The organism is uncultured Microbacterium sp. (assembly GCF_963528945.1).
Taxonomy (GTDB): domain Bacteria; phylum Actinomycetota; class Actinomycetes; order Actinomycetales; family Microbacteriaceae; genus Microbacterium.
In genome coordinates, this window is record NZ_CAURWX010000003.1 from 478772 (window position 1) to 491580 (window position 12809).

Sequence of the window (12809 nt, forward strand, 5' to 3'; positions counted from 1 at the left end):
ATTCGGTGCAGGGCGGGTGCGGCGTCGGAGGGGGCCGGACCGCGGCGAACTGTGCGCGAGCGCCCACGACCGGCAGAATGGGGAGGTGACGTCCCGGGATCCCTTTCGCGTGATCTTCGTGTGCACGGGGAACATCTGCCGTTCTCCGATGGCCGAGGTCGTCTTCCGCGATCTCGCCCAGCACCAGGGCCTCGGTTCCCGCATCGTCTCGCGCAGCGCCGGCACGGGGGACTGGCACCTCGGCGAACAGGCCGACCATCGCACCATCGACGCCCTCGCCCGCCGGGGGTACGACGGCTCGCTGCACCGCGCCCGGCAGTTCACCACCGCCTCGTTCGCCGAGAACGACCTCGTCGTCGCCCTCGACCGCACCCACGAGCGCATCCTGCGGGAGTGGGCCCGCGATGAAGACGAGGAGGGCAAGGTCACGCTGCTGCTCGGCTTCGACGCCGCCGCCACCACCCTCGACGTGCCCGACCCGTACTACGCCGGGCCCGAGATGTTCGATTCGGTGCTCGGTATGATCGAGACGGCGACGCGCGGCCTGTTCCGTCAGCTCGAGCCCGCTCTGCGCCAGCCCCGCACGCCGCGCCCCTGACGGGCCCGATCAGGAGGATTCCCCTGACTTCCCAGCCTTCGCTCCCCCCGCAGCCGCTCAGCCCGCTCGACGGCCGATACCGCGCCGCCGTCGCCGGTCTCGCCGACTTCCTCTCGGAGTCGGGTCTCAACCGGGCGAGGGTCGAGGTGGAGGTCGAGTGGCTGATCGCCCTGACCGACCGCTCGCTGTTCGAGACCTCGCCGCTGTCGGCCGACGACAAGGACCGCCTGCGCGCCCTCTACCGCGACTTCGGCCAGAACGAGATCGACTGGCTCGCCGAGAAGGAGGCCGTGACGCGTCACGACGTGAAGGCCGTCGAGTACCTCGTGCGCGACCGGCTCTCGGCGCTGGGCCTCGACGCGATCTCCGAGCTCACGCACTTCGCCTGCACCAGCGAGGACATCAACTCGGTCTCGTACGCACTCACCGTGAAGCGCGCCGTCGAAGGCGTCTGGCTGCCGGCGCTGGATGCCGTCATCGCGAAGCTCCGCGAGCTCGCCGTCGAGCACGCCGACGCCCCCATGCTCTCCCGCACCCACGGGCAGCCGGCCACCCCGTCGACCATGGGCAAGGAGATCGCCGTCTTCGCCTGGCGTCTCGAGCGGGTGCGCACACAGATCGCGGCATCCGACTACCTGGCGAAGTTCTCGGGTGCGACCGGCACCTGGTCGGCGCACCTGTCGGCCGACCCCGACGCCGACTGGCCCACCATCGCCCGCGAATACGTGGAGGGCCTGGGCCTCGGATTCAACATCCTCACCACCCAGATCGAGTCGCACGACTGGCAGGTCGAGCTGTACGACCGGGTGCGCCACGCCGGCGGCATCCTGCACAACCTCGCCACCGACATCTGGACCTACATCTCGCTCGGCTACTTCGCGCAGATCCCCGTCGCCGGTGCGACCGGGTCGTCGACCATGCCGCACAAGATCAACCCCATCCGGTTCGAGAACGCCGAGGCCAACCTCGAGCTCTCGGCGGCGCTGCTCGGCTCGCTCTCGCAGACGCTCGTCACCAGTCGTCTGCAGCGCGACCTCACCGACTCGACCACGCAGCGCAACATCGGCGTCGCGTTCGGGCACTCGCTCCTCGCGCTCGACAACCTGCGCCGCGGCCTGAACGAGATCTCCCTCTCGCGCGACGTGCTGCTCGCCGACCTCGACGGCAACTGGGAGGTGCTCGCCGAGGCGATCCAGACCGTGATCCGCGCCGAGGTCGTCGCCGGTCGCTCGTCGATCACCGACCCGTACGCGCTGCTCAAGGAACTCACCCGCGGCCACCGCGTGGGCGGCGCCGAGCTGGCGGAGTTCGTCGAAGGCCTTGAGATCGGCGATGCCGCGAAGCAGCGCCTCCTCGCCCTCACCCCCGCGACCTACACGGGTATCGCCGAGCGCCTCGCGCGCTGACCTCACCCGCCCCGGAACGCACCCCCGCACCGCGCGGGGGTGCGTTTCGCGTTCCGAGGGGTGTGGACCCCGAGCACGCCTCAGGACAGGCTGCCCGGCTCGCCGGAGTGCGCGTCGACGCGGTCGCGGGGCATGAACGCCGCAGCGACGAGCGTCAGCACCGCGGTGATCGCGGCGGCCACGAACACCCACGTCGACGCCGAGACGATGGTCGCGGGGTCGTCGGGCCCGCCGCCCTGCGCGATCACGGCGTTCGAGATGGCCCCGAAGATCGCGACGCCCACGGCGCTGCCGGCCGAACGGGCGAAAGCGTTCATGCCCGTGACGGCGCCCCGTTCGCCCCAGCCGACGGATGCCTGCGCCGCGATGAGCGTCGGTGCGGCGCTCCAGCCGAGGCCGAATCCGAAGACGAACGCGATCAGCGCGATCGTGTACGGGTTGGGCCAGCTGCCGGTGATCGCGAGGGCGATCGCGGCGACCGACGTGATGCCCATGCCGATGAGTGCGGTGCGCCGGAATCCGATGCGCAGGTACAGGCGCCCGGCGTTGGCGGCCGAGACCGGCCAGCCGAGCGTGAGGGCCGCGACCGCGAGCCCGGCGAGCAGGGGCGGGATGCCGATCGACCCCTCGAGGTACGCCGGAGCGAAGCTGGTCACCCCGGTCATCAGGGCACCGATGCCCAGCGAGACGATGGTGGTGGTGAGGATCAGCGGTCGGGCTGCGAGGCGCAGGTCGACGATCGGCTCGGATGCCCGCCGCTCGACGAGCGCGAACGCGACGAGCGACAGGGCGCCGACACCGAAGCAGAGGGTGCTCTGCACCGAGATCCAGTCCCACGCGTTCCCGCCCTCGAGCATGCCGAGGATGACCCCGGTCAGCCCGACCGTGAGCAGCACCGCACCCAGGTAGTCGATGCGGTGGCGCGCCGACTGCTTCTTCTCGGTGTAGGTGCGCAGCAGCATCCATCCCGCGATGAGGCACAGCGGGATGTTCACGAAGAAGATCCACCGCCAGGCGTCGAGCTGCGCGAACAGGCCGCCGAGCGCCGGACCGACGACCGACGAGATCGCCCAGACGCTCGCGATGTACCCCTGCACCTTGGCGCGTTCGGCGACCGTGTAGATGTCGCCGACGATGGTCATCGACATCGGCGCGACGGCTCCCGCGCCCAGGCCCTGCACCACGCGGAACGCGATGAGCGCGGGCATGCTCCACGCGAAGCCGCACAGGATCGAGCCGACCAGGAACAGCGCGATACCGAGCAGGATGATGGGCTTGCGGCCGATCGTGTCGGCGAGCCGCGAGTAGATCGGCACGCTCACCGCCTGGGCCAGCAGGTAGACCGAGAACAACCACGGGAACTGCTGGTAGCTGCCGAGATCGTCGACGATGCTCGGCACGGCGGTCGCGAGGATGGTCGCGTCGATCGCGATCAGTCCGGTCGACAGCATGAGGGCGCCGAGGACGGGTCCCCTCGCCGATCGGAGTCCGATGGATGCGCGGTCGACGGGAGTGCTCACGAGAGGATCAAGCCCGCCGCGCCCGGCACTATTCCGCGCGGTTCTCGCCGCGCGCGTCGTCGGTGGGGTCGGATGCCGGGGCATCCGCCGGCTTCTCTGGCGCCGGGTCGTAGAGCACCGGGCGGTCGACGGTCTTGGTGACCTCGGCGGGATCGACCGCGAGCATGAGCATCGCGAGACCCAGCAGCGTGACGATGAACGCGCCACCGCCGACGACCAGACCGAGCGCGAACGGGGTCAACCCCTGATACGAGCCGTTGGCGATCGCGGTGTTGACGCGCAGCGTGAACGCCCCGGTGGTCACCAGGGTCACGATCATCGCGAACACGCCGCAGGCGAGGGCGATGCCCAGCAGGTGCAGCGGTCGCAGGATGTCGCGCCGGCTCGGCTTCTCGTCGGTCATCGCGCCTCCTCCGTCTCGGCCGCCGCGGGGGCCACCGCATCCGTCTTGCGGGGCGTGAGCCCGGCGATGCCGAGGAACACGGCGACGAGCGCCGCGTAGCCGCCGAACATGCCCACACCGAGGATGATGCCGGTGAGTTCGTAGGTGCCCGCGTCGGTGATCGTGTACTCGTGCGTGAACCCGGCGGGGATCGCGAGCAGCAGAACCGCGAGGAGGATGCCGAAGGCGCCGACCGTGATCGCATCGCGCGCGGTGGGGTCGCCCGCGCGGCGGGTGCGGAGCCCGGCCAGCAGCTCGACCAGGCCGGCGATCAGCGCCCAGGCCGAGACGACGACGAAGAAGAAGTCCTCGGTGCGCCACGCCGGGATGCCGCTCGCCATACCGGCGGCGACGCCGAGGATGCCGAGCACCACGGCGGGCCAGCGCGACCCCGCGGGGAACACGAGCCAGACCGAGAGCAGCAGCACGAACCCGCTCACGAGCGCGAACCCGCTGAACACCGATAGGCCGACGGCCGCGGAGTGGTCGGCGGAGAAGGTGATCATCAGCGCCGCGGTCGCCGCGAAGAGGGCGCGCAGCAGCTGCACGTGGCGCACGCTGAAGGTGCGGGCTGGGGCAGACATGACGATCCTGGGTCCTCCGGGGTTGTGGTCCCAGTCTACGCGGGGGCGGCGAGGGGCCGGACCGGCTGCGGCGTCCGCCTGCACCACCCGAGGGCGAGAATGAGTCGAGCCCTTCGCCGACGGAGGAGCGCCCCCTCGACCGAAAGCAGCCCTCGCACCATGCACTCCCTCCGAGTCGCGCCCGTACGCGACATCCCCGCCGAGACGCTCTACCGGCTGCTGTGGCTGCGGGTCACCGTGTTCGTCGTCGAGCAGCGGGCGGCCTACCCCGAACTCGACGGTCGCGATCTCGAACCCGACGCCGAGCTGCTGTGGGTCGAGGAGGACGGCGAGGTGCTCGCGACGGCACGGGTGCTGCGCGACGACGGGGCCGACCGGGCCCGCATCGGCCGGGTCGCGACGGCATCGACGGCACGCGGTCGGGGGTTCGGCGCCGAGCTGATGCGCGCGGCGGTGCAACGGATCGCGTGGCGGTGGCCGCAGGCGGCGATCGCGCTCGACGCCCAGGAGCACCTCGCCGAGTGGTACGGGCAGTTCGGGTTCGAGATCAGCGGTCCGCGGTTCGCGGAAGACGGGATCCCGCACGTGCCGATGCTCCGCCCCGCCGGCGGAGGCGGTCGCCTGTCGGATGCACGGGAATAGAACCGAGACATCGACGTTGCACCCGACATGATTGAAAGTTCAACGGCCGTCCCCGTCGCCACCGAGCGCACCCGGGTGCGCGTGCCGATGGAGTTCGCCGACGGGTACACCACCACCGCCGACGTCCTCACCTTCGACGGCCTGATCGACGGCCGCGAGCACCTGCTGCTCGGCCTGGGCGACTGGCGGGGCGCGCTCGATCGTGCGGCACAGGGTGGCGCCGCACCACTCGTGCGCCCGCACAGCGAGTGCCTCACCGGCGACGTCTTCGGATCGCAGCGCTGCGACTGCGGTCCGCAGCTGCGCGAGGCGGTCGAGCGCATCGCCGACGCGGGCGGCTTCCTGCTGTACCTGCGCCAGGAGGGCCGCGGCATCGGCCTCTACGCGAAACTCGACGCGTACGCCCTGCAAGACGCCGGACTCGACACCTACGAGGCCAACGTCGCCCTCGGCCGTGGCGAGGACGAACGCGACTACACGGTCGCCGCGCAGATGCTCGCCGCAGTCGGCGCCGACAGCATCCGTCTGCTCAGCAACAACCCCGACAAGGCGACGCAGCTCGGGCGGCTCGGCATCCGCGTGACCGAGCACGTGCCGACCGGCGTGCACCTCTCGCCCGCCAACGCCCGGTACCTCGAGGCGAAGCGCGACCACACCTCGCACACCATCGATCTCACGGCGGCGTGAGCATGGCCTCGGGCGACGACGCGGCAGACAGGCACCCCCGACGCCTCGACGACGACGAGATGCAGGCGTGGCTGCCGGTCATCCGCTTCGTGCAGTTGCTGCCGCAGGTGCTCGACCGCGCCCTGAAGGACGAGGTCGGACTCAACCACGCCCGCTACGCGATCCTCATCATGCTCGCGGGGCAGATCGACGGCGGTGCGACCACCATGACCGAGCTCGCACGCATCGCCGGCCTCAGCCGCTCGCGCCTCAGCCACGCGCTCGACTCGCTCGAGGAACGCGGCTGGGTGGAGCGCACCTCCTGCAACCGCGACAAGCGCACGCTCTCGGCGACGCTCACCCCCGCCGGTCGCGAGGTGCTCCGTTCGGCCGCGCCCGTGCACGTCGAGCAGATCCGCGAGCTGGTGCTCGATCCGCTCACCGCCGAGGAACGCGCCCAGCTCTCCGGCATCCTCCTGAAACTCCTCCCCGGAGTGACGGCGGCCCTGTGACCGCGCGGCGGTCGACGCCCTCCCCGTAACCTCCGCGACTCACGGGGTTCTTAGGCTGGAGGCATGGCGAAGCACGAAGAGAACCCCTGGTCGGAAGACGGCATCACCTTCCGCACGCGCAAGTGGGTGCGGCCCGAAGACCTCAACGCGAACGGCTCGCTGTTCGGGGGCAGCCTGCTCAAGTGGATCGACGAGGAGGCCGCGATCTACGCGATCGTCCAGCTCGGCAACTACCGGGCGGTGACGAAGCTCATCTCCGAGATCAACTTCGAGGCGTCGGCCGTGCAGGGCGACCTGATCGAGATCGGCCTCACTGCGACGCACTTCGGGCGCACGTCGCTCACGATGCGGGCGATCGCGCGCAACATGATCACCCGCAAGCGCATCCTCACGATCGAGAAGATCGTGTTCGTGAGCCTCGACGACGACGGAAACCCGACGCCGCACGGCTACACCGACATCACCTACAACCGCGACCGCATGCCCACGCAGAGCATCGCGACCGGAACGGTCACCCTGCCGAAGCTCTGAGTCGCCGGCTCCGACCGGGCCGCCCCCTCACGATCGACCGGCCCCCGTGCGGGCGTCGTGGAGCGGGGTGACCCGGTCGGAGGTCGATGCAGCGCCGAACGCGGCCGCGAGGTCGGCGATCAGGTCGTCCGCCGCCTCCAGTCCGATCGACAGGCGCAGGATGTCGGCGGCCGGGCGGGAATCCGCCGGCACGGGGCGGTGCGTCAACGCGGCCGGATGCTGGATGAGCGAGTCGACCCCGCCGAGCGACACCGCGTGGGTGAACAGGCGGGTGACCGAGGCGACGGCGGATGCCGCCGTGTACCCGCCGCGCATGCGCATCGCGACCATCGCTCCGGTGCCGCGCATCTGCCGCTCGAGCAGCCCCCGGGGATCGCCGTCGAGCCCGGGGTAGAACACCTCGGCGACCTCGGGCCGGTCGAGCAGCCACGAGACGATGCGGCGCGCGCTCTCCTGCTGGCGCTGCAGTCGCACGGGCAGCGTCGCGAGACCGCGGTGCAGCAGGTAGGCGCCGAGCGGATGCAGCAGCCCGCCGGTCACGGCCCGCACGCGACGCAGCGCCTCGGCGGTCTGCTCGCTGCATGCCACCACCCCGGCGATCACGTCGCCGTGCCCGCCGAGGTACTTCGTGGCGCTGTGCAGCGACAGCGCGGCACCGAGGTCGATCGGGTTCTGCAGGAGCGGGGTGGCGAAGGTGTTGTCGACGACGACCGGCACCGCGCCCGCCTGTGCGACGACGTCGGCGATATCCGTGAGCTCGAGGGTCGGGTTCGCCGGAGTCTCGAGCACGACCAGCCCGGTGTCGGGGCGGATGCTCGCGCCCACCTCGCGCGGACCGCAGTACGTGACCTCGGCACCGAGCAGACGCGAGCCGAGCAGGTGGTCGGTGCCGCCGTAGAGCGGTCGGACCGCGACCACGTGCCGTTTGCCGACCGCGTTCGTGTGGGCGAGGATCACCGCGGTCATCGCCGCCATGCCCGAGCCGAAGGCGACCGACGCCTCGGCGTGCTCGAGCTCGGCGAGCGCCTCTTCGAAGCGGGCGACCGTGGGGTTCCACAACCGCGCGTAGACGAGGCTGCCGTCGGCCGGCGGGCGCCCACCTGTTGCCATCGCCTCGTACGAGTCGCCGCCGCGCTCGACGTCGGGCAGCGGGTTCGTCGTCGACAGGTCGATGGGCAGGGCGTGCACGCCCAGTTCGCCGAGGTCGGAACGGCCGCTGTGCACGGCGACGGTATCGGGATGCAACGCTGCAGACATCTCTCCATGTTGCCGAGAACGCGGCGCCGGGGCGTCTGATCGACAGCATCCGTCGCGTTCTGCGGTGAGAACGCTATTCTCGGCAACGAACGGATGCCAGGGAGGACCGGACTTGCCCAAAGCACAACCATCGCCGCTCGACGAGGTAGACCTCCGCATCCTCGCCGTGCTGACGCGCGAGGCCGACATCACGAACAAGGCCCTCGCCCGTCGGCTCGATCTCGCCGAGTCGACCTGCGCGCACCGCGTGCGTGCCCTGCGGGAGCGCGGCGTCATCCGCGACACGCGCATCCGTCTCGACGAGGCCGCCGTCGGCTTCCCCCTGCAGGCGATCATCAAGGTGCGTCTCGCGAACCACACCGGACCGAAAGTCACGACCCTGTTCGATGCGCTGGCGGCGCTGCCGCGCGTGCTGCAGGTGTTCCACGTGGCCGGGGTCGACGACTTCCTCGTACACGTAGCCGTGCAGGACGCGACGGCGCTGCGCGACATCGTGCTCGAGCACATCACCACGCATCCGATCGTGCGCGGCACCGAGACGCAGCTGGTGTTCGAGCTGCGCGACGGCGCCGGCCTGCTCGCGCGCTGACGCACCGCCCTCCGGTCGCGCGAACGGTCGCCTGGGTTCGCTCCCGTCGCGCGAACGGTCGCTCTGACGCCCGAGAGGAACCACTCGCGCGACGGGAACGGATCCGTGAGAGGAACCACTCGCGTGACGGGAACGGATGCCCGCCGGCGGAGGCTGCGCGAAGATGGAGGGCATGACCCGCAGTGCCACCGCCGCCACGCACGCCATCCGCGAGATGCGCGACTTCCTGTTCGCGCACGCCACCGACTACGACGCCGCGCGCGCCGGATTCGCGTGGCCCGAGGTCGACGAGTTCAACTTCGCCCTCGAATGGTTCGACGTCGTCGCCGGGGAGAACCCCGACCGACCGGCGGTGCAGATCGTCGACGCCGACCTGTCGATGCGGTCGTGGACCTACGGCGAGCTGGCGCGTCGCTCCGACCAGGTCGCCACCTGGCTCACCGGCCTCGGCATCCGTCGCGGCGACCACGTCATCGTGATGCTCGGCAACACCATCGAGCTCTGGGAGGCGATGCTCGCGATCACCAAGATCGGCGCGGTCTCCATCCCGACCTCGACCCTGCTGTCGGCATCCGATCTGGAGTACCGCATCACCCACGGCCGCGCCAGGGCGGTCGTCACCGGGGGCTCTCTCGCCGACCGCCTCTCGGGCATCGACGCCGGCATCCTGCGCATCGGGGTGGGCGACGGCGTGCCCGCCGACTGGGTGAGCTTCGCCGACGCGGCCGACGCGCCCACCGACTTCGCGCCGGATGCCCCGACCCCGGCAACCGACACCGCCCTGCTCTACTTCACCTCGGGCACCACGAATCGACCGAAGCTCGTACAGCACACGCACGTGTCGTACCCGATCGGGCACCTCTCGACCATGTGGTGGCTGGGCGTGCAGCCCGACGACGTGCACCTCAACATCTCATCGCCGGGGTGGGCCAAGCACGCCTGGTCGAGCTTCTACGCGCCGTTCCTCGCCGAGGCGACCGTGTTCGTCTACACCTACGACCGCTTCGACGCGAACACGTTGATGGACGTCATGGAGACGCACCACGTGAGCACGTTCTGCGCGCCGCCGACGGTGTGGCGGATGCTCATCCAGGCCGACCTCGGGCGTCTCGGCCACCCTCCGCGCGAACTCGTGGGGGCCGGTGAGCCGTTGAACCCGGAGGTCATCGACCGCGTGCGCGACGCGTGGGGCGGCACGATCCGCGACGGGTTCGGCCAGACCGAGATGACGTGCTGTGTGGGCAACTCCCCGGGTCAGCCGGTGAAGGTCGGCTCGATGGGACGCGCCCTGCCCGGGTACCCCGTGGTGCTGCTCGACCCGGCGACCGGCGAGGTGACGCAGAGGGAGGGCGAGATCGCTCTCGACCTGTCGCAGCCGCCGCTCGGCCTCATGGCGGCGTACTACGACGACCCTGAGAAGACAGCGGAGTCCCGCGTCGGCGGCTACCACCACACCGGCGACATCGCCACGCGCGATGACGAGGGGTACCTCACCTACATCGGGCGGGCCGACGACGTGTTCAAGGCATCCGACTACAAGATCTCGCCGTTCGAGCTCGAGTCGGTGCTGCTCGAGCACGACCTCGTCGTCGAGGCGGCCGTCGTGCCGAGCCCCGACCCCACGCGGCTCTCGGTGCCCAAGGCGTACGTGTGCCTGCGGGCCGATGCGGGCGATGGCGACGCCGACACCGCACGGTCGATCTTCGCCCTCGCCAACGAGCGGCTGTCGTCGCACCTGTGGGTGCGGGTCATCGAGTTCGTGCCGGGGCTGCCGAAGACGATCTCGGGCAAGATCCGCCGTGTCGAGCTGCGCGCGCGCGAGGCGGCGCGCGTCGAGGCGGGCGACGAGGCCGGGCAGCACTGGGAGCGCGATCACCGCTGACCGCGGAGCCGCCTTACGCCCCGGCCCGGCCGGCGTCAGCGGACGACGGCGATGGTGCCGGTGACCGCGCGCCCTGGCCGCGCCGGCACCACGACGGTGGTCGTCGCGGGGGCGGTCTCGACGGCATCCGTCGCCCGCACGGCCGTCCGCGCCGTCGCCCGCGGGCCCGCGGCCACCGCGACGATCGCCCGCACGACGCCGCCGATGACCAGCGACGCGGCGAGCGCCACGCCGGCCACCGTCAACGGCATCCACTGGTTCGTGAACGCCGGGGTCGAGCTGAGCAGCGCCGCCGGGATCCACACCCCCACGGCTCCCCCGCTCAACCCGCCGGCGCCGCGCATGATCGCAACCCCCGCGATTACCGCGCAGATCACGGCGATCACCGCTCCCGCCACCCCGATCGGAACCAGGAATCCCGCAAGATCCCGCGCCACTGCTGCTGTCGTCATGATGACCCCCCGGTCTGCGGAACTTCCGCACTCTCGACAGTAGAAAAGCGTACGCGGATGCCCATCCGTCTCACGCATGATCTCTGTCATCCTTTCGGAGGACATCCGGCGAACTCCTCCTCAGAAGAGACGTTCGATGACCCGATTCCTTACGCGTGTTCCGTCGTATTCTTCCGCCGGATCAGCGGCGACCGGCGCGCGAAGACGACCGCGGACGACGGGCGGCGAGGCGGCGCAGTCCCTTCCGCCGCACGACGGTGACGGGCTGGGTGAACACGGCGTCGACGACCATCGATCCGTCGGTCGGGCCGACGATGGCGATCGCCGAGGTCTCGGTCGCCTCGGCGGGGTCGACGGGCATCGCCGCGAGCGACCGGTGCGCCCGCAGGTACGCGGGCACGAGCAGCAGAATCGCCCCGACCCAGGCGAGCGGGTTGCTGAGGGCGACACCCGCGAAGCCGATGAGCGCTCCGAGTGCGATCGCCGCGACCACGCGGGCGATCAGCTCGATGACTCCGGTGACGGTCGGCACGAGCGTGCGGCCGAGTCCCTGCAGCGCCCCGCGCAGCACGAAGAGCATGCCGAGCGCCCAGTACCCGCAGCCGTTGAGGATGAGCATGAGATGCGCCAGCTCGACGACGTCGTCCGACCCCTCGCCCACGAACAGGCGCACCATCGGCACGCCGAACGCGATCATCAGCCCGCCGAGCACCACGCCGGCGCCGATCGCCATGACCGTGGCCTCCTTCACCCCGCGACGGATGCGGTCGGGCCGTCGACCGCCGTGGTTCTGCGCGGTGTACATCGACACGGCCAGTCCGAGCGACGCCAGCAGCGCGACGGCGAGACTGTCGACGCGCGAGGCGGTCGTGTAGGCGGCGACGGCATCCGCGCCGAGCGTGTTCAGGGCGACCTGCACCGTCAGCGTGCCGATCGCGATGATCGACGCCTGGAATCCCATCGGCAGTCCCAGCCGTAGGTGGTCGGCGATGTCGGCGCGGGTGACGCGCCAGTCGCCGCGCCGGAGGTGCAGCATCGGCAGGCGACGGCGCACGAACTCGAGGCACAGCACGACGGAGACGCCCTGCGCGACGACCGTGGCGAGGGCGGCACCGCCGACACCCCAGTCGAGGGGGCCGACGAGCAGGATGACGAGGCCGACGTTGAGTGCGCACGAGATCGTGAGGAACACGAGCGGCGTGCGCGAGTCGCCGATGGCGCGGATGATCGCCGACAGGTAGTTGAAGAACATCGTGGCGCTCGCCCCGAGGAAGCTGATCTGCGTGAACGCGGTCGCTTCGGGCAGCAGCTCGGGCGGCGTCTGCAGGGCGACGAGCAGCGGTCCGGCGATGAGCGGGGCTCCGGCCGTGAGCAGAATGCTCGTGGTGGCGCTGAGCAGCACTCCCGTGGCGACGGAGCGCCGCACGCCGGCGTCGTCGCGGGCGCCGAAGGCCTGGGCGAGGGGGATCGCGAATCCGCTCGTGAGTCCCCAGGCGAAACCGAGCAGCAGGAACAGCAGGGGGCCGGTGGCGCCGACGGCGGCGAGCGAGGTGACGCCGAGGTGGCGTCCGACGACGATCGCGTCGGCGAACTGGTACATCTGCTGCACGACGTTGCCGAGGAGCAGCGGGATGGAGAACGAGAGGATGACGCGCCAAGGGCGGCCGGTCGTGAGGGAGGTCGGCATGGAGGAGCTCGCGGGAGGTCTGGGGCGGATGCGGGGACGGC

Annotated in this window: 14 protein-coding genes; 8 read left to right on the forward strand and 6 right to left on the reverse strand. The window is 70.9% G+C overall.

Going from position 1 to position 12809, the window contains the following annotated elements:
* The first annotated feature begins 148 nt into the window (after positions 1-148).
* Positions 149-598 carry a low molecular weight protein-tyrosine-phosphatase gene (locus tag RWS82_RS12205; RefSeq protein ID WP_400190091.1) on the forward strand — a complete coding sequence of 150 codons (450 nt, stop codon included), beginning with the start codon at positions 149-151 and terminating at the stop codon, positions 596-598.
* A gap of 23 nt (positions 599-621) precedes the next feature.
* Positions 622-2004 carry an adenylosuccinate lyase gene (gene purB, locus RWS82_RS12210; protein ID WP_314650647.1) on the forward strand — a complete coding sequence of 461 codons (1383 nt, stop codon included), beginning with the start codon at positions 622-624 and terminating at the stop codon, positions 2002-2004.
* 80 nt (positions 2005-2084) lie between these two features.
* Here the strand turns inward: purB and RWS82_RS12215 are convergent, their stop codons facing one another.
* Genes RWS82_RS12215 through RWS82_RS12225 form a run of 3 tightly spaced genes read right to left on the reverse strand, consistent with a single transcriptional unit; the run spans position 2085 to position 4550 of the window.
* On the reverse strand, positions 2085-3524 hold the full coding sequence (locus tag RWS82_RS12215) for an MFS transporter (RefSeq protein ID WP_314650512.1): 1440 nt from the start codon (positions 3522-3524) through the stop codon (positions 2085-2087).
* A gap of 28 nt (positions 3525-3552) precedes the next feature.
* On the reverse strand, positions 3553-3927 hold the full coding sequence (locus RWS82_RS12220; RefSeq protein WP_314650514.1) for a hypothetical protein: 375 nt from the start codon (positions 3925-3927) through the stop codon (positions 3553-3555).
* The gene (locus RWS82_RS12225; protein ID WP_314650516.1) at positions 3924-4550 is read right to left on the reverse strand and encodes an acyl-CoA synthetase; all 627 of its coding nucleotides are present in this window, start codon (positions 4548-4550) and stop codon (positions 3924-3926) included. The genes RWS82_RS12220 and RWS82_RS12225 overlap by 4 nt, the downstream gene beginning before the upstream one ends.
* Positions 4551-4709: 159 nt before the next feature.
* Between RWS82_RS12225 and RWS82_RS12230 the strand changes: the two genes are divergently transcribed.
* The 4 genes from RWS82_RS12230 (at position 4710) to RWS82_RS12245 (ending at position 6901) form a co-directional block, all read left to right on the forward strand.
* On the forward strand, positions 4710-5192 hold the full coding sequence (locus tag RWS82_RS12230; RefSeq protein ID WP_314650518.1) for a GNAT family N-acetyltransferase: 483 nt from the start codon (positions 4710-4712) through the stop codon (positions 5190-5192).
* A gap of 27 nt (positions 5193-5219) precedes the next feature.
* Positions 5220-5879, forward strand: a complete 660-nt coding sequence (gene ribA, locus RWS82_RS12235; protein ID WP_314650520.1) for a GTP cyclohydrolase II — start codon at positions 5220-5222, stop codon at positions 5877-5879.
* Between the two features lie 2 nt (positions 5880-5881).
* The gene (locus RWS82_RS12240; protein ID WP_314650648.1) at positions 5882-6370 is read left to right on the forward strand and encodes a MarR family transcriptional regulator; all 489 of its coding nucleotides are present in this window, start codon (positions 5882-5884) and stop codon (positions 6368-6370) included.
* A 63-nt stretch (positions 6371-6433) separates the two neighbouring features.
* The gene (locus RWS82_RS12245) at positions 6434-6901 is read left to right on the forward strand and encodes a hotdog domain-containing protein (RefSeq protein ID WP_314650521.1); all 468 of its coding nucleotides are present in this window, start codon (positions 6434-6436) and stop codon (positions 6899-6901) included.
* Between the two features lie 27 nt (positions 6902-6928).
* Here RWS82_RS12245 and RWS82_RS12250 read toward each other — a convergent pair whose 3' ends face one another.
* Positions 6929-8158: a PLP-dependent aspartate aminotransferase family protein gene (locus RWS82_RS12250; RefSeq protein WP_314650523.1), complete on the reverse strand. Its 1230-nt coding sequence runs from the start codon at positions 8156-8158 to the stop codon at positions 6929-6931.
* Positions 8159-8270: 112 nt separating this feature from the next.
* Between RWS82_RS12250 and RWS82_RS12255 the strand changes: the two genes are divergently transcribed.
* Together RWS82_RS12255 and RWS82_RS12260 are read left to right on the forward strand one after the other, a co-directional pair.
* Positions 8271-8747 (forward strand): Lrp/AsnC family transcriptional regulator, encoded by a 477-nt coding sequence (locus tag RWS82_RS12255; RefSeq protein WP_314650525.1) that lies wholly within the window; start codon positions 8271-8273, stop codon positions 8745-8747.
* Positions 8748-8919: 172 nt separating this feature from the next.
* On the forward strand, positions 8920-10629 hold the full coding sequence (locus RWS82_RS12260) for an AMP-binding protein (protein ID WP_314650527.1): 1710 nt from the start codon (positions 8920-8922) through the stop codon (positions 10627-10629).
* A 35-nt stretch (positions 10630-10664) separates the two neighbouring features.
* Here RWS82_RS12260 and RWS82_RS12265 read toward each other — a convergent pair whose 3' ends face one another.
* A complete protein-coding gene (locus RWS82_RS12265) occupies positions 10665-11081 on the reverse strand; it encodes a hypothetical protein (protein WP_314650529.1) in 417 nt (138 codons plus the stop codon).
* 181 nt (positions 11082-11262) lie between these two features.
* Complete coding sequence (locus tag RWS82_RS12270) at positions 11263-12768, reverse strand: MATE family efflux transporter (RefSeq protein WP_314650531.1); 1506 nt, start codon at positions 12766-12768, stop codon at positions 11263-11265.
* Positions 12769-12809 lie beyond the last annotated feature (41 nt).

Bases quoted from the DNA above. Each gene is read 5' to 3' on its own strand.
- RWS82_RS12205 (WP_400190091.1), top strand. From the start codon at position 149: ATGGCCGAGGTCGTCTTCCGCGATCTCGCCCAGCACCAGGGCCTCGGT.
- RWS82_RS12220 (WP_314650514.1), bottom strand. From the start codon at position 3,927: ATGACCGACGAGAAGCCGAGCCGGCGCGACATCCTGCGACCGCTGCAC.
- RWS82_RS12225 (WP_314650516.1), bottom strand. From the start codon at position 4,550: ATGTCTGCCCCAGCCCGCACCTTCAGCGTGCGCCACGTGCAGCTGCTG.
- RWS82_RS12230 (WP_314650518.1), top strand. From the start codon at position 4,710: ATGCACTCCCTCCGAGTCGCGCCCGTACGCGACATCCCCGCCGAGACG.
- ribA (WP_314650520.1), top strand. From the start codon at position 5,220: ATGATTGAAAGTTCAACGGCCGTCCCCGTCGCCACCGAGCGCACCCGG.
- RWS82_RS12240 (WP_314650648.1), top strand. From the start codon at position 5,882: ATGGCCTCGGGCGACGACGCGGCAGACAGGCACCCCCGACGCCTCGAC.
- RWS82_RS12245 (WP_314650521.1), top strand. From the start codon at position 6,434: ATGGCGAAGCACGAAGAGAACCCCTGGTCGGAAGACGGCATCACCTTC.
- RWS82_RS12250 (WP_314650523.1), bottom strand. From the start codon at position 8,158: ATGTCTGCAGCGTTGCATCCCGATACCGTCGCCGTGCACAGCGGCCGT.
- RWS82_RS12260 (WP_314650527.1), top strand. From the start codon at position 8,920: ATGACCCGCAGTGCCACCGCCGCCACGCACGCCATCCGCGAGATGCGC.
- RWS82_RS12265 (WP_314650529.1), bottom strand. From the start codon at position 11,081: ATGACGACAGCAGCAGTGGCGCGGGATCTTGCGGGATTCCTGGTTCCG.
- RWS82_RS12270 (WP_314650531.1), bottom strand. From the start codon at position 12,768: ATGCCGACCTCCCTCACGACCGGCCGCCCTTGGCGCGTCATCCTCTCG.